This is a genomic window from Massilia sp. PWRC2 (assembly GCF_049896725.1).
GTDB lineage: Bacteria > Pseudomonadota > Gammaproteobacteria > Burkholderiales > Burkholderiaceae_D > JAFCUW01.
Window position 1 is genome coordinate 162,653 of record NZ_JAFCUW010000011.1, and the last position, 18,253, is coordinate 180,905.

The 18,253-nt window shown below is 63.1% G+C and carries 17 protein-coding genes and 1 riboswitch; of the genes, 5 read left to right on the forward strand and 12 right to left on the reverse strand.

From position 1 onward, the window contains the following. Positions 1–22: 22 nt before the first annotated feature. The 10 genes from ACP7BZ_RS19940 to ACP7BZ_RS19985 all read right to left on the reverse strand — a co-directional run bounded on the left by ACP7BZ_RS19940 (position 23) and on the right by ACP7BZ_RS19985 (position 10,612). On the reverse strand, positions 23–1,381 hold the full coding sequence (locus ACP7BZ_RS19940; protein ID WP_426116390.1) for an STAS domain-containing protein: 1,359 nt from the start codon (positions 1,379–1,381) through the stop codon (positions 23–25). Positions 1,382–1,615: 234 nt separating this feature from the next. Further along, on the reverse strand, positions 1,616–2,068 hold the full coding sequence (dksA, locus tag ACP7BZ_RS19945; RefSeq protein ID WP_426116392.1) for an RNA polymerase-binding protein DksA: 453 nt from the start codon (positions 2,066–2,068) through the stop codon (positions 1,616–1,618). 157 nt (positions 2,069–2,225) lie between these two features. Beyond that, entirely contained in the window at positions 2,226–3,269 is a 1,044-nt protein-coding gene (locus ACP7BZ_RS19950; RefSeq protein WP_426116394.1) for a CobW family GTP-binding protein, read from the reverse strand. Between the two features lie 120 nt (positions 3,270–3,389). Beyond that, positions 3,390–4,322 carry a tyrosine recombinase XerC gene (locus tag ACP7BZ_RS19955; RefSeq protein ID WP_426116396.1) on the reverse strand — a complete coding sequence of 311 codons (933 nt, stop codon included), beginning with the start codon at positions 4,320–4,322 and terminating at the stop codon, positions 3,390–3,392. A 35-nt stretch (positions 4,323–4,357) separates the two neighbouring features. Next, on the reverse strand, positions 4,358–5,020 hold the full coding sequence (locus ACP7BZ_RS19960; protein WP_426116398.1) for a DUF484 family protein: 663 nt from the start codon (positions 5,018–5,020) through the stop codon (positions 4,358–4,360). 102 nt (positions 5,021–5,122) lie between these two features. Continuing rightward, positions 5,123–6,472 carry a porin gene (locus ACP7BZ_RS19965; protein ID WP_426116400.1) on the reverse strand — a complete coding sequence of 450 codons (1,350 nt, stop codon included), beginning with the start codon at positions 6,470–6,472 and terminating at the stop codon, positions 5,123–5,125. 228 nt (positions 6,473–6,700) lie between these two features. Next, complete coding sequence (locus ACP7BZ_RS19970) at positions 6,701–7,759, reverse strand: porin (protein WP_426116402.1); 1,059 nt, start codon at positions 7,757–7,759, stop codon at positions 6,701–6,703. A gap of 240 nt (positions 7,760–7,999) precedes the next feature. Then, positions 8,000–8,866, reverse strand: coding sequence for a diaminopimelate epimerase (dapF, locus tag ACP7BZ_RS19975; protein WP_426116404.1), 867 nt, complete (start codon positions 8,864–8,866; stop codon positions 8,000–8,002). Positions 8,867–8,903: 37 nt separating this feature from the next. Beyond that, the gene (locus ACP7BZ_RS19980) at positions 8,904–9,770 is read right to left on the reverse strand and encodes a lysophospholipid acyltransferase family protein (protein WP_426116406.1); all 867 of its coding nucleotides are present in this window, start codon (positions 9,768–9,770) and stop codon (positions 8,904–8,906) included. After that, positions 9,767–10,612, reverse strand: coding sequence for a lysophospholipid acyltransferase family protein (locus tag ACP7BZ_RS19985; protein WP_426116408.1), 846 nt, complete (start codon positions 10,610–10,612; stop codon positions 9,767–9,769). Before ACP7BZ_RS19985 ends, ACP7BZ_RS19980 begins: the two co-directional genes overlap by 4 nt. Positions 10,613–10,797: 185 nt before the next feature. On the opposite strand from ACP7BZ_RS19985, the gene metK reads away from it, so the two are divergent. Further along, the gene (metK, locus tag ACP7BZ_RS19990) at positions 10,798–11,964 is read left to right on the forward strand and encodes a methionine adenosyltransferase (protein WP_426116410.1); all 1,167 of its coding nucleotides are present in this window, start codon (positions 10,798–10,800) and stop codon (positions 11,962–11,964) included. A 51-nt stretch (positions 11,965–12,015) separates the two neighbouring features. Here the strand turns inward: metK and ACP7BZ_RS19995 are convergent, their stop codons facing one another. After that, positions 12,016–12,603 carry a hypothetical protein gene (locus ACP7BZ_RS19995; RefSeq protein ID WP_426116412.1) on the reverse strand — a complete coding sequence of 196 codons (588 nt, stop codon included), beginning with the start codon at positions 12,601–12,603 and terminating at the stop codon, positions 12,016–12,018. A 114-nt stretch (positions 12,604–12,717) separates the two neighbouring features. Then, positions 12,718–12,786, forward strand: a riboswitch (S-adenosyl-L-homocysteine riboswitch). A gap of 26 nt (positions 12,787–12,812) precedes the next feature. On the opposite strand from ACP7BZ_RS19995, the gene ahcY reads away from it, so the two are divergent. From ahcY to metF, 3 genes are all read left to right on the forward strand, one after another. Next, complete coding sequence (gene ahcY, locus ACP7BZ_RS20000) at positions 12,813–14,228, forward strand: adenosylhomocysteinase (RefSeq protein WP_426116414.1); 1,416 nt, start codon at positions 12,813–12,815, stop codon at positions 14,226–14,228. 87 nt (positions 14,229–14,315) lie between these two features. Further along, a complete protein-coding gene (locus tag ACP7BZ_RS20005; protein WP_426116416.1) occupies positions 14,316–14,666 on the forward strand; it encodes a phage holin family protein in 351 nt (116 codons plus the stop codon). A 14-nt stretch (positions 14,667–14,680) separates the two neighbouring features. Beyond that, positions 14,681–15,514 (forward strand): methylenetetrahydrofolate reductase [NAD(P)H], encoded by an 834-nt coding sequence (metF, locus tag ACP7BZ_RS20010; RefSeq protein WP_426116418.1) that lies wholly within the window; start codon positions 14,681–14,683, stop codon positions 15,512–15,514. Positions 15,515–15,529: 15 nt separating this feature from the next. Here the strand turns inward: metF and ACP7BZ_RS20015 are convergent, their stop codons facing one another. Then, positions 15,530–16,069 carry a 5-formyltetrahydrofolate cyclo-ligase gene (locus ACP7BZ_RS20015; RefSeq protein ID WP_426116420.1) on the reverse strand — a complete coding sequence of 180 codons (540 nt, stop codon included), beginning with the start codon at positions 16,067–16,069 and terminating at the stop codon, positions 15,530–15,532. Positions 16,070–16,178: 109 nt separating this feature from the next. Here ACP7BZ_RS20015 and ACP7BZ_RS20020 point away from each other — a divergent pair, with 109 nt between their 5' ends. Further along, a complete protein-coding gene (locus ACP7BZ_RS20020; RefSeq protein WP_426116422.1) occupies positions 16,179–18,203 on the forward strand; it encodes a transglycosylase SLT domain-containing protein in 2,025 nt (674 codons plus the stop codon). Positions 18,204–18,253: the final 50 nt, after the last annotated feature.

An 18,253-nucleotide genomic window follows, 5' to 3' on the forward strand; every position in this document is an offset into this window, starting at 1 on the left:
CCCGCCCGCGTGGGCGGGCCCGTCAGTACTTGTGCGGAAACACGCGGGCGACGTCGCCATACGCCATCAGCCGGAACAGGGCGGCTACCAGGTGATTGATGTCGCGCAGTTCGACCACCCTGTCGGCGCTGGTCAGGGCGCGCAGGCGCTGGTGCAAGGCAGCGGCGGCGGCGTAGTCGATGCGTCCCAGCCGCGAGCCGTCGAGCACCGCCAGATCGGTCTGGGCAACGTAGCCATCGATGGCATCGAAGAGCGTCGTGGCGTTGCCCTCGATCAGTGCAGGCAGCATGAAGCGGTCGGAGCGCGATGGCGCCCGCGCGGCGACGGCGGTGGCGACGTTGACCGGCGCCTCGAATTGCGGCGGTGACAGTTCATAGGTGACGCAGTAGTCCATCGCCGTTTCTTCGAAGTCTTTTTCGCGGTCCATCAGCTGCAGCAATTCGAGCAGCAGCAGCCAGGGCGCTTCCGGGGCATCGCGGGCGCCGATGACGAGGCTGGCGCGCACGATCTCGGCCAGTTCGTTGGCACCGACGACGATCAGCTCGCGCGGGCCGCTGCGCAATGCGATGAGTGCCTGCACCAGGCGGGCGCAGCCTTCCGGAGTGACCGCATGGACGCGGCCGAATTCGAGCCGGCAAGCGGCGCGCGTGGGGGCCAGCTCAAGCAGGCGCTGTAGTTGCGCGGCGATGCTGTCATCGAGTACGGGACCGAACGCTTCGGTGGGGGTGACGCCGGCGTACGGCCGGTTGGCAGCCGCTTCGTTGGCGGCGACCAGCGGCGCCCAGGTGGGCGGTGAGGTTTCGAAGCGGCTGGCGTAATCGATCGATAAATCCTCGAAGGCATCCTGGCGCCCACGCACGTGGTAAAGGTCGAACAACATCCACCAGACGGTGCGGTCGTCGCCGTTGCTGTCGGCCAGGCTGTCTTGCAACATGTGCTGGGCAATGTCGAGTTCGTTATTCGCGAACATGATGGCAATTTCGTCAACCACCGCCGCCGTCTCCGGCTCGCCCAGGCTGGCCGCCAGCGGCGGATGGCCGTGGGCCAGCAAGTCGGTATGGGGCAGTTGCGACATGGGGATGGTCTCGCTGCCGGCGGCCGCAGCAGCGTCGGCGGCCGCATCGGCTGCGGCCGCCTGCGCGGTGGTCAAGAGGGGACGGCGCGCGCCCCAGGCTGGTTCCGGTGCATTAAAGATGTCATTGGCCATGGCCGATTCGATGGCATCGATCTTGGCCGTGGTGGCGCGCGCGATTTCGCGCTGGCGCGCGCGCTCGGTCTCGGTGTCGAGGCGCGACGGTTCGCCCATGCGCAAGCGCGTGGTCGGGCCGGCGCTGTTGTCGCGCCCACTATCTTTTTTCTTGAGAAAGTCGAACAGTCCCATTCTCTTCCTGTAAGCGGTTACCGCTCAAAGCATGACATTAGCACGCTGCCGCCAGCGCCGGGGCAGCATCGTCTGCGCGGCATCAATGCTCGGGCGTGGGGCTACAGTGTAGCCCAATAGAAAACTTAGCCAAACAATGTGAACGAAAATGTCAAATAAGTGTGAGTCAAATGCAAAAAAAGCATGCGCGAGCGCATGCTTTTTTATCGTTTTTGCCAAGATCGTGGGTCGATCTCAGTCGCCGTACAGTTTTTGCTTCAATTCGCGACGCTGCTGGGCTTCCAGCGACAGCGTGGCGGTCGGCCGGGCGATCAGGCGGGGGATGCCGATGGGCTCGCCCGTTTCTTCGCACCAGCCATAGTCGCCCGCATCGATGGCGGCGATCGACTGCTGCACCTTCTTGAGCAGCTTGCGCTCGCGGTCGCGCGTGCGCAATTCGAGCGCATGCTCTTCCTCGATGGTGGCACGGTCGGCCGGATCCGGCACCAGCACGGTTTCGCGCAGGTGTTCGGTGGTTTCGCCGGCGTTTTTCAGCAGGTCCTTTTCAAGCTGCTGCAGCTTGGATTTGAAAAACGCCAGCTGGGCGGCGTTCATGTAGTCCTTCTCGCCCATCGCGCGGATTTGATCGTCGGTCAGGATGACCACTTCGGCAGTCGCGGCGGTATTGGATTTGGTTGTTTTAGTCATGACTTCGCTTACCTTCGATACGACAGAGGTTTCATTGATGAGCTAATTCGGCTGCACCGTCCGATGTTCCGGATGGCGCCAAGGCAGCCGCGGTGACCAATTAGCTGGCCGGTTCGACATACGCGGCTGTCGTGCCGCGTCGCAAAGCCGGGATAGTTTATACCAAACATTGCTCCAGGCCGCGGATAAACACGTCCTTTGGTAAATCTTTGCCAATAAAAACCATTTTGCTACCACGTTCTTCGCCGTCGGCCCATTTGGCGCCCATGTCGCTGCCCATGATCTGGTGCACGCCCTGGAATACCACCTTGCGGTCGGCGCCGTCCATCAGCAGCACGCCCTTGTAGCGCAGCATGCGGGGGCCGAATACATTGACCAGGCCGCCCAGGAAATTGTCCAGCCGCTCCGGATTGAAGGCGCGCGTGCTTTTGAAGACGAAGGCGGCGATGTCGTCGCTGTGGTGGCCGCTGTGGTGGTCGTGCTCGTGATCGTGATCGTGTGCATGGCCGTGGCCGCAGTCGGGGCCGTGGACGTGCGCGTCCTCGGTGTGCAGAAAAGCGGGATCGATGTCGAGCTTGTCATTTAAATTGAAGCCGTGCAGGTCGAGCACCTCGGCCAGCGGCGCCTTGCCAAAATCGGCGCGGCCGATCGGTGCGCGCGGGTTGATGCGCAGCAGGCGCGCAGTGAGCGCCGCCAGCTGGCCGGCGTCGACCAGGTCGGTTTTGGAAATCAGAATCTTGTCGGCAAAGCCCACCTGGCGCTGCGCTTCTTCGTACTGGTCCAGCTGCGCCATCGCGTGGTGGGCGTCGACCACGGTGACGACGGCGTCGAGCACGTAATACAGTCCCACTTCTTCATCGACAAAAAAGGTCTGGGCGACGGGGCCGGGGTTGGCCAGGCCGGTCGTTTCGATGACGATGCGGTCGAACTGCACTTCGCCAGCGTCGCGCTTGCGCGCCAGCGTCGACAGCGCCTCGATCAGGTCGCCGCGTACGGTGCAGCAGATGCAGCCATTGTTCATCTCGACGATGGTCTCGGTGCTGCGCTCGACCAGGATGTCATTGTCGATGTTTTCTTCGCCGAATTCGTTTTCGATGACGGCGATGCGCATGCCGTGGTCTTCTTGCAGGATGCGCTTGAGCAAAGTGGTTTTGCCGGCGCCCAGAAAACCCGTCAGGATGGTGCTTGGAATCAATGCCATGGTGGTCCTAAATAAAAGCCTGGCGCGCAGGGGCGCTGAAGAATCGAGCGATTATGCCGTATTTCTTAAAATGGATTCGGAAAGCCATGCTCGGCTTGATACGCATCAAGGAGCCACTGCCTATTTTGGTTTGGCGCGTGGATGGGCCTGGTCATAGACGGCCGACAAATGTTGAAAATCGAGCGCCGTGTAGACCTGGGTCGAGGTGATGCTGGCGTGGCCCAGCATGTCCTGGACGGCGCGCAGGTCACCCGACGATTGCAGCAGGTGCGCGGCAAACGAGTGGCGCAGCACGTGCGGATGGACCTTGACGGTGGTGCCGCTGGCGGCGCCGTGCTGCGCCAGGCGCAGCTGGATCAGGCGCGGCGACACGCGGGTGGCGCGGCTCGACAAAAACAGCGCGTTGCTGCCGTCGCGCGCTGGCGGGCGTACCTGTAGCCAGGCATCGATGGCCGCCAGCGCATGGCTGCCGACGGGTACCCGGCGCATCTTGTTGCCCTTGCCGGTCACCACCACCTCGCCGGCGGCGCGGTCCAGCCAGCCGAGCGGCGCGGGTGCGCCCTGGGCGCCCGGCGCGCGCTGGTAGACGCTGTCCAGGCCCGCCAGTTCGGACACCCGCAAGCCGCTCGAATAGAGCAGTTCGAACATGGCGCGGTTGCACAGTTCGTCGGGTTCGGCGGCGCGCTGCGGCGCCACGCTGCTCACCAAATGGACGGCGGCATCGACCGACAAGGCTTTTGGTAAGGTTTTTGGCGCGCGCGGGGCGCGTACGCCATCGACCGGGTTGGCGGCCAGCGCCGTCTGCCCCGCCAGCCACGCATAAAAGCCGCGCCAGCTGGAGAGCTTGCGGGCGATCGAGCGCGCTCCCAGGCCGCCGCCGTGCAGTTTGGCGGCAAAACGGCGGATGTCGTGGTGGCCGATGGCGACCCAGTCCGTCTGGCCAGATAACTGCGCCAGTTCGTGCAGGTCGCGGCCATAGGCGGCCACGGTGAGCGGCGACAGCTGGCGCTGCGTCGCCAGCTGCGCCAGGTAGGCGGCCAGTGGTTCTGCCAAACCCGGCGGCAGTGCAGCCGGACGGGCCGCCATGTTCAAGCGCGCAGGGCGGCCAGTGCGGCGCTGGCCGTCTCGCCGATGTGCATCAGGAAATCGGTGGCCATGTCGGCGCGGAAGCGCTGGCTGTCGGGCGAACCGAGGATCAAGAGGCCAAACGCGGTGCCGCCGCTGCGCAGCGGCAGGATGACGGTGGAGGCGACGCTGCCAGCGTCGTCGAGCCAGCGTACCGCCTCGAAGTCGTGGTTGCTGCCGCAATACGGCGCCAGCAGGCTGTTGGCGAACAGGCGGGCATCATCGGAGACGTCGCGCGCGTACCACTCGGTGCTATGGCCCGGTGCCAGGTTCCACAAGCGCAGGGTCGCTTGCGGCACGCCGAACTGGCTGCACAAGCCATCGACCAGGGCGCGCGGCATGTCGGCGCCATGCTGGGCCTTTAGTAAGGCCTGGGTCCAGCCATGAAACTTGTTGGCGATGGCGGCGTTTTCCTGCGCCAGGCGGATCAGGTCGGCCATTTGCAGTTCGAGCGCCTTGTACTTGTCGCGCATCACTTCCATCTGCCGTTCTTGCAGGGACACCGTCTTGCCCGTCAGTGGACTCGACAGCTTGACCTGGCCCAGCAGGGTGGCATGCTGTTCGAAAAATTGAGGATGGTCGACCAGGTACTGGGCAAGCGCGGCGGGGTCAATGGCGGCTATCATGGGATTCTTTTTTGAGGGCTGTGGTTCGTCCGCAATTTTAACCGACGCAGCGCATAAAAAAAGACGCCCGCAGGCGTCTTTTCGTGTGCAGCAGCGCGTCGCTCAGAAGCGGTGACGCACGCCGATCTGGAACGCCTGGGTGCTCTCGCCCGGGGTCTTGGTAAAGCCACCCGGCGAACCGGCGGCGCCAGGGATGTACTGGCCATCGTTCTTGTTCTTGATGTGGGCGTAGACTGCATACACATCGGTACGCTTGGACAGGTTGTAGTCGTAACCGAGGGCAGCCAGGGTGGCATCGCTGTCGGACGCCGTGCGGTCGTTTTGGTGCGCCACCGATGCCATGATGCGGCCGGCGCCCACGCGGTAATGCAGACCGACCTGGTAGCTGGCGGCATCGACCTGCGAATTGACCGCGATATTGTTGAGGAAGACAGTGCGCAGGCCGGCGCTGAGGGCCGTGACGTTGGCCGCTGGCAAGCCGGCGGCGGTCAGTTGGGCCGTCACTGCCGGTGCGATGCTGGTGGTGTAGGCAGCGGTGTAGTCGGCCAGCAGTACCGAGTTACGGTTGCGCTGGTCGTGGTAACCGGCGAAGAATTTGAAATCGCCCATGGTGTAGGAACCACCGATGGTGCTGGTGATCAGGCTGACTTTGTCGCTCTGGTCATAGCTGCGGTTATGGGCGACGCCGACGTCCCAGCCATTGGCCTTGTAGGTAGCGGCAATGCCCATGAATTTGTTGTAGCGGTTGAGGTAACCGGAGCCCTTGACGCCGTACATCAGCGAGCCGCCGAAGCCGGCCGGCGTGGCCACGCGGTACTGGATCGATTTCGACGAGCGGATGTCGGCGCCCAGATTGGTGAAGCCGGCGGTGCCGCCGGTGATGCCGCCCCAGGTACCGGCGGTGCCGCTTTCGAAGACGTCGGCGGCGGCGAACACTTCATAGCCAGGAGTGTACATGCGGCCGAGCATGATGGCGCCGCCCGGGGTCACCAGGCCGACGTAGGAGGTACGGTCAAACAGCGCGCCTTCCGGATTGACGGCCGGTGCATTTTTCACCTGCAAGCCGCCGCGTATGCTTTGCAGCAAGCCGGCCGACAGGGCGCCGGCGTTGGCCGCGCCCAGCGGCGCCAGCACGCTGGTAAAGCCCGGACCCATGCCGCGCGTCAGGTACAGGCCTTGCTCGTCGGACAGCAGGGTCGGTTTCTGGCTGCCGGTGTCGAGTTCGACACGCGCTTCCAGGTTGAAGATGGCGCGCATGCCGCCGCCCAGATCTTCACTGCCCTTGAAGCCCAGGCGCGAACCGTCGGCGATGCCGCTGACCACGCGCAGCGTCTGGCCACTCTGTTTCATCAGGCCGGCGTCGGCCACACCATAGATCGATACGTTCGATTGCGCCATCACGGGGGCAGCGAAGCAGGTCGCGACGATGGCGGCGAGGAATTTTGTTTTCATTGCGTCTCCAAGATTAGATTTTTTTATAAACGAACGTGCGTACTAATTCGTATCAATCCAATATGCCATCGTTCACCGACCGTGTATAGGCGGCAAAATGTCAGATTGCATCACGGTTGCGTAAAAGATACACGGTGCAGTGCAACATGCATGCAAAAAGGGCAAGGATGATTGCTCATCCTTGCCCTTTGCTGTTTTCACACTGTGCGCGGCGAGCCGCGCATCAGCTTAGAAAGCGTGGTTCACACCCAGCGAGTAGGTGTTGATCGAACCAGGCGTGGCAGGCACGGTGACTGGCAGACCTTTTTTGTTCGACAGATCGGCGTACACATATGTGCGCTTCGACAGGCTGTACTCGTAGCCCAGCGATGCCTGACGTACTTTAGCCAGACCGTCCGGCGACTTTTGACCATAACCGGCCAGAACTTTGCCTGGGCCCATGGTGTAGTTCGCGCCCAGGATCCAGGCTTTGGTGATTGGATTGACTGGCTTGGTGTGATCCATGTTCTGACGCTGGTACGACGCCATCAGTTTCAGGTCAGGCATTGCCATCACCGAACCGGCGATCGACCACAGACGGTGCTCAACGGCGTTACGCTCGTTGGCGATCATCATGGCGGCAGGGCCGTTTTTGTAGGTACCGGTGATCGAGTACGGCAGGACCGATGCTTCGGTGCCCACTGGGTACTGAGGCAACAGCGTGGTGCCGCGGCCGGTGTAAGCAGCGCCGAACGCTTCTTTCATGCCGACGGTGGTGTTCAACTGGAAGCCCATGACTTCTGGCGAGTTGTAGAAAATCGCGTTCGAGAAGCGGTTGGTCGAGTTACCAGCGTAGCCCAGTGGGTCCGAGGTGTAGCCAGCCACTTGCAGGTCGGTTTGGAAACCGGCTGGCGTTGGCAGACCGTGCCATGGCTCAAAGGCGGTGCTCGACTCTTGGAACGCGGTCAGACCACGGCCCAGACGAACCATACCGAAGTCGCCTTGCAGGCCGACGCGGCTTTGACCTTGGAACAATGGGCGCTGTACACCACCGGCGCCTTGCTCGATGGTACCGGTGTCCGGCTCGTAGCGAATCTCCAGTTGGAACAGGGCTTTGAGGCCATTGCCCAGATCTTCAGTACCTTTGAAGCCCAGGGTGTTGTTGGCGCGCTTGCCGATGGCCAGGGTCTGGTCGGTACGCTTGGTGACGCCGGCGTCAACGGTGCCGTAGATCTGAACTGCGGTTTGTGCGTGTGCAACACCGGCGAATGCGCCCAGAAGTGCCACTGCCAAAAGTGATTTTTTCATGTATCAATCCTTTAAAAGTAAATCGTAGAATCCGTTAATCATCGACTTGCGTCTTATTTCCTGAGCACGCCGATGTGGTGAACCTTAAATGCTTGCTGCGTCAACAATGCCGGATTGGTCAATTATGGGCTAAGCACTTGGTCGAAAGCCAATAATTCCGACTTTGCTGTTGTTTTTATGAAACGCGGCGGTGCAAAGTTTGCACCACTGTTGTCTTTTAAGTAGCAAAAATGCACCAAATCAGAGCGTGATTTCGCCTTCAAAAACGGTTTCTGCCGGCCCGCTCATCAATACGGGCTTGCCGGCGCCGCCCCAGGCGATGCGCAACGTGCCGCCGCGGGCGTCGACCTGCACGGGCGAGTCGAGCAGACCGCGGCGGATGCCGGCCACCACGGCGGCGCAGGCGCCGCTGCCGCAGGCGAGGGTTTCGCCGGCGCCCCGTTCAAACACGCGCAGGCGAATGTGATGGCGCGCGATCACCTGCATGAAGCCGGCATTGACGCGCTTGGGAAAGCGCGGGTGGCACTCGATCAGCGCGCCCGTTTCTGCCACTGGCGCCTGGTCGACGTCGGCTACCACCTGCACGGCATGCGGGTTGCCCATCGAGACGACGGAAAACCAGACGATGCTGGCGGCGTCACCGGGCCGGCCGATTTCCAGCGGCCACAGGAGGTCATCGCCATCGACACGGCCGCCGAGACCAACGGCGTCGAACGGCACCAGCGCCGGTTCCAGCACGGGCGCCCCCATGTCGACCGTAATGCTGCCATCGGCCTCGAGGCGCGGCTCGATCACGCCGGTCATGGTTTGCACGCGGATGGCGCGTTTGCTGGTCAAGCCGTGGTCGGTGACGAATTTGACGAAAGCGCGGGCGCCATTGCCGCACTGCTCGACCTCGCCGCCGTCATTGTTAAAAATGCGGTAACGAAAGTCGACGCCGGGCGCCGCGCTCGCCTCGACCACCAGGATCTGGTCGGCGCCAATGCCGAAGCGGCGGTCGGCCAGCCGCGCCCATTGGGCAGCTGTCAGGTCGAGCTGCTGGTCGATGGCGTTGACGACGATAAAATCGTTGCCGGCGCCGTGCATCTTGGTAAATTTGAGCTTCATGGCAATCAGTTTCAAACAAGGGTTCAAGCAAACAGGTTCAAGCGTAAGGGGAGGCTTCGCCCGGCGGGCGCGTCTTAAAGCGTTTATGGGTCCAGAAATATTCTGCAGGAGCTTCGCGCACGCGCTGTTCAATGAAATCGTTCATGCGGGCGGTGGCGGCGAGCATGTCGTCGCCCGGATAATCGTCCCAGGCCGGATAAAACTGTACGTGCCAGCCCTGGTAGCCGGGCAGGAAAGTGGCCACCACCGGGATCACGCTGGCGCCGGTAGCGGCGGCAATGCGCGCAGTGGCCGTCAGGGTGGCGGCGGGGACACCGAAAAACGGTACGAACGGCGCATCCTTGTCGCCAAAATCCATGTCCGGCAGCATGAAGTAGGGCAGCCCTTCACGCAGCGCGCGCATGATGGGCTTGATGCCATCCTTGCGCGAGAACAGCCGCACCGGCTTGAAGCGCGAGCGGCCACGGCGCAAGACGTCGTCGAACACGCGGTTTTTCTGCGCCACGTACATTGAGCTGGCCGATGCTTCCATGGCCACGGCGACGCCGGCCACGTCGAGGCAAACGAAGTGCGGGCACAACAGCACCACCGGCCCGGCCGCCATTTGTGCCAGCGGCACTGCCGGGCTGACCTTGATCAGGCGGCGCAGGCGCGATGGCGGCGCCCACCACAAGATGGCGCGCTCAAAAATGCTCCGGCTGTACGCCTGAAAGTGGCCGCGCGCCAGTGCCACCCGCTGCGCCTCGCTCAGTTCCGGCATGCACAGGCGCAAATTGATGAGGGCGATGCGGCGGCGCGCGCGCAGCAGCGCAAACAGCAATGTACCGACCAGCTTGCCCAAGCGGCCCAGCACCGGCAGGGGCAGCCAGTGCAGCAGCCACATCAGAGCGACCACGGCCCTCATGACGGCATCCCCGGCGCCGGCACGCCGGGCGGCTGCTTGTAACGGTTGTAGCTCCAGTTGTACTGGGCCGGGCACTCTTTGATCAACTGCTCCATGGCCGCATTGATGGCGCCGGCCTGGTCGGCGGCCGTGCCGTCCAGGCTGCCCGTGAACGGTGAAAAGCGCAGGCGGAAGCCGCGCCCCTTCGGCAAGCGCTCGGCGTACACCAGCAGCACCGGCGAATGGCCCATCTGCGCCAGCTTGGCTGGCAAGGTCATGCTATAGGCCGGGCGACCGAAAAACGGCGCCCATACACCGTCTCCCTGCTGCGGCACCTGGTCTGGCAGCACGCCGATCGGTTCGCCCCGCTTGAGGCAGCGCGCCAGGATGCGCACGCCGGCCAGGTTGGCCGGCGCCAGGTGCAGGTTGGCGCGCGCGCGCGCCCCTTCAATGAGCGGCCGCAGGGCGGCTTGCCGGGGTGGACGGTACATCACGGTCAGGCGCGTGCGCAGGGCGATTTGCTGGGCGGTGATTTCAAAGCAGCCCAGGTGGGGCGTGAGTACCACCAGGCCGCGGCCTTGCGCCAGCGCCTGCTCGACCAGTTCAAAATTGTCTTCGATGGCGCAGGCGGCCACCCGTTCGGGCCGCGCGCACCACAAAAACGGCAATTCAAATAGTGCCTTGCCCGCTTCGGCGATTGCCTGCGGCAGCACGGCGCCGTAGCCCGCCCCCTCGAGGTTGCCGCGCAGGCGCCGCCGGTACGAAGGCGAGAGCAGATAAGCCGACCAGCCAAGGGCAGCGCCCAGCCCGTGCAAGAGGCGCAGTGGTAAAAAAGAGAGCAGGCGGAAGAGGAGAACGAGCATGTTGTGCGGCGCCGGGGAAAGCGCGTCTTGTCGAGCTAAAAATTTGTAAGAGGCGTAAAATACCACGAGCAGGATCCGCCGAGTTAATCAGACAACTTGCGAAGCGGAATATAAATGTCGCTAAAGCGTCGCAGGCAAGTGCCCTGACTGCGACAGTTTGCTTCAACCCAGATCAGGAATTTGCCATGCCCAATGATTATTTGTTTACCTCCGAATCCGTTTCCGAAGGCCATCCCGACAAGGTGGCCGACCAGATTTCCGACGCCATCCTCGACGCCATCCTGACCCAGGACCCGACCGCACGGGTTGCCGCCGAAACGCTGTGCAACACCGGTCTGGTGGTGCTGGCCGGTGAAATCACCACCCACGCCAACGTCGACTACATCCAGGTGGCGCGCGAAACCATCAAGCGCATCGGCTACGACAATACCGATTACGGTATCGATTACCGCGGCTGCGCCGTCATGGTGTGCTACGACAAGCAGTCGCCTGACATCGCCCAGGGCGTCGACGAAGGTGCCGGGCTCGACCTTGACCAGGGTGCCGGCGACCAGGGTTTGATGTTCGGTTACGCCTGCGATGAAACCGCCGAGCTGATGCCCGCTGCCATCCACTACGCCCACCGCCTGGTCGAGCGCCAGTCGCAACTGCGCAAGGACGGCCGCCTGCCGTGGCTGCGCCCGGACGCCAAGTCGCAGGTGACCTTGCGTTATGTCGACGGTCGCCCGGTCGGCGTGCACACGGTGGTACTGTCGACCCAGCACCACCCCGACGTCAGCCACAGCCAGATCGAAGAAGCGGTCATCGAAGAAATCATCAAGCAGGTATTGCCACGCGAATGGCTGCATGACACCCGCTACCTGGTCAACCCGACCGGCCGCTTCGTCATCGGCGGCCCGCAGGGTGATTGCGGTCTGACCGGCCGCAAGATCATTGTCGACACTTACGGCGGCGCTGCCCCGCACGGCGGCGGTGCGTTTTCCGGCAAGGACCCGTCTAAAGTGGACCGCTCGGCCGCCTATGCTGCCCGCTACGTGGCGAAGAACGTCGTTGCCGCCGGCCTGGCGCGCCAGTGCCAGGTGCAGGTGTCGTACGCGATCGGGGTGGCCAAGCCGATCAATATCACCGTGTACACCGAAGGCACCGGCGTTATTCCGGACGAAAAAATCGCGCAGCTGGTGATGGAACATTTTGATCTGCGTCCAAAAGGCATCGTGCAGATGCTCGACCTGCTGCGGCCGATCTATCAAAAGAGCGCCGCTTACGGCCACTTCGGCCGCGAAGAGCCGGAATTTACCTGGGAGCGTACCGACAAGGTAGCGCTGCTGCGCGCCGAAGCGGGCTTGAGTTAATCAGGCCGCTGGTACCGCTGAAGGGGCCGCCCGTGACACGGCGGCCTTTTTTTATGGCTCCGGCGGCGCACCCTGGTAGTCGCGCAAAAAGGTAAAAATTTCCTTGATGTGCTCGGCACCGGCCGACGCGGCGATATAAAAAACGTCACGGTCGTCCTGGTGCATATCGGCGCTGCAACTGGCGACCAGCGCGCTGCCGAAGTGTTCAGGATCGAAGGCCTCGCCGAGCCGGTGGTGGGCCGGCGGCATGGCGTGAAACACCAGCCTGAAACTCTTGTCGCGCAACTGGCGGATCACCGGCTCGGCGCCCGGTTCGAAGCCACGCGCGCTCGCTTCGCCAGCAATATTGTGGTGGCCAGTGCGCACCAGCTCGGCATAATTGAGTACCGCGATGCCGCCATGCAGATGGTTGACGTGCAGTTCGATGGTGACCCGCCGGAACGCCACGCCAGCCTGCGCAGCCTCGGCCAGCACGCTGTCGAAGCGCCGTTTTTTTTCCGGGTGCAGGCGGCACAACACCTCTGCATGGTCATTGGCGAGGTCGCACACCTGGCTGAACATCGAATCGATGACGCGCACGCTGCCATCGGCGAGGCGGACGCTGGTGACGCCGGCAATACTGACCTGCTGCTCCCTCATAACTATTCCGGCGGACAATGGTAAGACAGTATAAACGTCATTAACTTGTTGCTTCACGCCATTTTAAATCCGCGCACGGCTGCGTCGCCTCAGCAATCCTGTGATAGACTTTGTTGTTCCGAGGAGCGTTGCGACGAATTCACTTTCGCCAGGCTCGGACTTTTGCAACTGCGCTCACGTACCTTTTTCTCAACTGAAAGGAGGGCGTGATGAACGCCGTACTCAAAACCATCAACGACTACCACATCGCCGACATCAGCTTGGCCGCATGGGGTAACAAAGAAATCAAGATCGCCGAAACGGAAATGCCGGGCCTGATGGCAATCCGCGAGGAATTTGCCGCCAGTCAGCCTCTGAAGGGCGCACGCATTACCGGCTCGCTGCACATGACCATCCAGACGGCCGTGCTGATCCAGACCCTGGAAGCACTCGGCGCGCAGGTGCGCTGGGCCTCGTGCAATATCTATTCGACGCAAGACCACGCCGCCGCCGCCATCGCTGCCGCCGGCACCCCGGTGTTTGCCGTCAAGGGCGAGTCGCTCGATGACTACTGGGACTACAGCCACCGCATTTTCGAGTGGCCTGGCCGCGACGTCTACTCCAACATGATCCTCGACGATGGTGGCGACGCCACCCTGTTGCTGCACCTGGGCACCCGTGCCGAGAGCGACATCAGCGTGCTGGCCAACCCTGGTTCGGAAGAGGAAATCTGCCTGTTCAATTCGATCAAGCAGCACCTGGCCCGTGACCCGCACTGGTACTCGAAGCGTCTGCCGCACATCATGGGCGTGACCGAAGAAACCACCACCGGCGTGCACCGCCTGATCCAGATGCACAAAGAGGGCAAACTGGCGTTCCCGGCCATCAACGTCAACGATTCAGTAACCAAGTCGAAGTTCGACAATCTGTATGGTTGCCGCGAATCGCTGGTCGACGGCATCAAGCGTGCTACCGACGTCATGATCGCTGGCAAGATCGCGGTCATCGCCGGTTACGGTGACGTCGGCAAGGGTTCGGCGCAAGCGATGCGTGCGCTGTCGGCCCAGGTGTGGGTGACGGAAATCGATCCCATCTGCGCACTGCAGGCGGCGATGGAAGGCTTCCGTGTCGTCACCATGGATTATGCTGCTGAACATGGCGACATTTTCGTCACCGCCACCGGCAACTATCACATCCTGACCGAAGCGCACATGCTGGCCATGAAAGACCAGGCCATCGTTTGCAACATCGGTCACTTCGACAACGAGATCGATGTCGCCGCACTCAAGAAATATGAGTGGGACAACATCAAGCCCCAGGTCGACCATGTGATTTTCCCGTCGGGCAAGCGCATCATCCTGCTGGCCGAAGGCCGTCTGGTCAATCTCGGTTGCGGCACGGGCCATCCGTCCTACGTGATGAGCTCGTCGTTCGCCAACCAGACCATCGCCCAGATCGAACTGTTTGCCAACATCGACAGGTACCCGGTCGGCGTGTACGTGCTGCCCAAGCACCTCGATGAAAAAGTGGCGCGTTTGCAGCTCAAAAAGCTCAACGCCCAGCTGACCGAACTGACCGATGAGCAAGCCGCTTACATCACGGTCAACAAGGCCGGTCCGTACAAGCCTGACGCTTACCGCTATTAATTAGCCCTGCAGTATCCGGACGCGGCGCCCGCCGTGTCCGGCGTCGTTCCCGATTCCTTTCCCGTAACACTGACCAACGAGGCTGCCATGCGCTTGATCCTGACCTGGATTGTTAACGCCATCGCCCTGATGGCCCTGCCTTACCTGATGCACTCCGTCACCGTCAGCAACCTCGGCACCGCGCTCATCGCCGCCCTGGTGCTCGGTCTGGTCAATACCCTGATTCGCCCGATCCTGGTGGTGCTCACCCTGCCGGTGACCTTCCTCTCCCTGGGCCTGTTCATCCTGGTCATCAACGCCGTCTTGTTCTGGGGTGTGGCGCAGCTGGTCGATGGTTTCCAGGTCGCCGGATTCTGGTCGGCCTTCCTTGCCGCCATTTTGTACAGCATCATTTCATGGGCCTTGTCGACTTTATTGCTGCGCAAAGACGTAAATTAAGACGGAAATTCAGGATGCAAACGAATAACTTCAGTATTGAGTTTTACCCGCCGAAGACGGCCGAAGGCGCCGACAAGCTGCGGCTGGCGCGTGCCAAGCTGGCCGGCCTGGGCCCCACCTATTTTTCGGTCACCTTTGGCGCTGGCGGCAGCACCCAGCAGGGCACCCTCGACACCGTCACCGAAATCCTCGCCGAGGGCCATGTGGCAGCGCCCCACCTGTCGTGCGTGGGCGGCTCGCGCGCCTCGATCCGCGCCGTGCTCGAGCAATTTCGCGCTGCCGGCATCCGCCGCGTGGTGGCCTTGCGCGGGGATTTACCCAGCGGCTACGGCGGTGGCAGCGAATTGCGCTACGCCAGCGAGCTGGTCGAATTCATCCGCGCCGAGACGGGCGACTGGTTTCACATCGAAGTGGCGGCCTATCCGGAAATGCACCCGCAGGCGCGCTCGCCGCAAGACGACTTGCACAACTTCGTCCGTAAAATCGATGCCGGTGCCAATGCCGCCATTACCCAGTATTTTTATAACGCTGACGCGTATTTTAAATTTGTCGACGAAGCGAGCCGGCTGGGTGTGAAGGTGCCGATCGTGGCCGGCATCATGCCGATCACCAATTACACGCAGCTGATGCGCTTTTCCGATATGTGCGGCGCTGAAATCCCCCGCTGGGTACGTTTAAAACTGGCCAGCTTTGGCGACGACAGCGCCTCGATCAAGGCCTTCGGGCTCGACGTCGTCAGCGACCTGTGCGAAAAACTGCTCAAGGGCGGCGCCCCCGGCCTGCATTTCTACAGCATGAACCAGGCCGCTCCCACCACTGCGCTGTGGCAGCGCCTGGCCGGCCGCTGAGGTTCGCTGAGCTTTTTACTCAGCTTCGGTGAGCACCACGTCCAGCGCAATATCGTGTGCCAGTGCCGCAAACGCCGCTCGCTGGCAGGCGTACGCAATGCCCGCCGTGCGTGGTCGCGGCGGCGCTGCCAGCGTGCGGTCGTAATAGCCGCCGCCATAGCCGAGCCGGTAACCCTGCGCATCGAAACCGAGGCAGGGCACCAGTAGCGCCGGCGGGCGCGCCACCATGCGCAACTGCTGCGGCACTGCCACGCCCATCGCATCGACGTGCATCGCTTCGCCCGGGCACCATTCGGCAAACGCCAGCGCCGCATGGCGCGCCACCACCACTGGCAACAACAGCTGCACCCCGCGTGCATGCAATTCGAGCAGGGCGGCCGACAGATCGACCTCGCCCTTGAGCGCCTGATACACCCCTAGCGTGGCTGGCTCGCTCAGCTGCCACCATGCCAGCACGCGCGCGGCGATGCGCGCATCCCACTGTTGCCGCTCACTGGCGCCGATGGTCGCGCGGCGCGCCGCCAGCTGGCGCCGCAGTGCCGCTTTGTCGTTCACAGCAAACGGTTCGCCTGGCGCGTGTGCTGGCTCCTCAACGGGGCCGCGTGGTATTCTGGAAGGGCTGGTCATGTGGGTGAATTTGCAGCTTTCAGAGAGTAGGGTACCGATGTTTTTGCCGAAATTATTCACTGCCATTGTACTGTCGGTCGCCGCCGTCAGCGCCGGCGCGCAGGCCGTGCAGGGCGCGCCGACTGCCAGCGAGTATGCCACGGCGCCGGCAGCGCCGGTCGCATCCGTGCCGCCGGCGCCCGCGGGCCCTGCCAGCAATGCCGACGACGATAATTTCCTGCTGCTGCGCGAAGCGGCGCGCCAGGACGATGCCGCCGCCGCCGCCACCTATGCAGCGCGCCTGCCCAATTACGCCATCCCGTCGTACGTCGATTATTACCGCCTCAAACCGCGCCTGCGCGACGCCTCGGCCGATGAAGTGCGGGCGTTTTTGCAGCGCTGGCGCGGCACCGCCATTGCCGACCGCATGCGCAATGACTGGCTGCTCGAACTGGGCCGGCTGCGCGACTGGGCCAATTTCGACCAGCAGCTACCGCTGTTCGTGCTGAACGACGATACCCAGGTCAAGTGCTACGCCCTGGTCTCGCGCGCCTTGAAGGGCGAACGGGTGGCGGCCGATGCGCGCGCGCTGCTCATCAATCCGCCCGGCTATGGCGAAGCGTGTGCGCTGCTGATCGCCACCCTGGCGCAATCGACCCAGTTCGACCGCAACGATTTACTGGCGCAGCTGCGCCTGGCTGGCGAAAGCCATGCCACCGGCCCGGCCAAGCGCGTCGCCGCCTTGCTGGGCGGCAGCGAAACGTTTACCGCGCAGGCGGTCGATCTGCCGGCGCTGGCGATGGCGCGCGGGATCGGCGCGGGCAGCATCGACCACGAAATTTATCTGCTCGCGATTGGCCGCATGGCGCGCACCTCGATCAAGCTGGCGACGGTGGCGCTGGAAAAAAATGCGCCGCGCCTGACCGCCCAGGAGCAGGCCACCGGCTGGGCAGCAGTGGCGCTGGCCGCCTCGATGACGCTCGCGCCCGACGCTTACGGCTACTGGCAGCGCAGCAGCGGCGCCCCGCTCTCGCTCGACCAGCTGCAATGGAAAACCCGCACCGCCCTGCGCGTGGGCGACTGGGCCATGGTGCGCGCCACCATCGAAGCGATGCCGGCGCCGCTGCGCGCTGACGGCGCCTGGAGTTACTGGCTGGCGCGCGCGCTGCTGGCGGCGCCGAACGTCTCGATCAGCCAGCGTGAGCAGGCCCAGGCACTGTTCGCCAGGATTGCCGACATCAACAGTTTTTATGGCCAGCTGGCGATGGAAGAGCTGGGCCAGTCGCTGTCGATTCCGCCCGCCGGCGCGCCGCTGGCCCGCTTCGAGATTGCGCCGATGGCGGCCAATCCCGGCTTGCAGCGCGCCCTCAAATTTTTCAGCCTGCGCCTGCGTTTTGAAGGCACCCGTGAGTGGAACTGGGAATTGCGCAAATTCGGCGAGCGCGACCTGATCGCCGCCGCCGAATTCGCCCGCGAAAACGCCATTCTCGACCGCATGGTCAATACCTCTGAACGCACCCGCACCGAGTTCGACTACACCCAGCGTTATCCCTCGCCGCACAATGAAATCCTGCAGCCGACCACCCAGAGTCTGGGCCTGGACCGCGCCTGGGTGTACGGCCTGATCCGCCAGGAATCGCGCTTCATGACCGACGCCCGCTCCGGCGTCGGCGCCGCCGGCCTGATGCAGGTGATGCCGTCGACGGGCGCCTATGTCGCCAAAAAAATTGGTCTGACCGATTTCGTCCACACCATGCTGAGCGACCTGCGTACCAACATCCTGCTGGGCGCCAATTACATGAACATGGTGCTGGCCAACGCCGACGGCTCGCAGCCACTGGCCAGCGCCGCCTACAACGCCGGCCCCGGGCGCGCACGGACCTGGCGCGCCACCCTGACGGCGCCGATGGAAGGGGCGATTTTCGCCGAATCGATTCCCTACCCGGAAACCCGCACCTACGTCAAAAACGTGCTGGCCAACGCCACCACCTATGCCGCCCTGTTCGAGCGCCGCCCGCAGTCGCTCAAGACGCGCCTCGGCGTGGTCCTGCCTGCCGGCGCGCAGGCCAACCAGCTGCCGTGATCCATTGACTTTTTCACACCTTTGAACGATTCATCAATTAAACTGTTTAT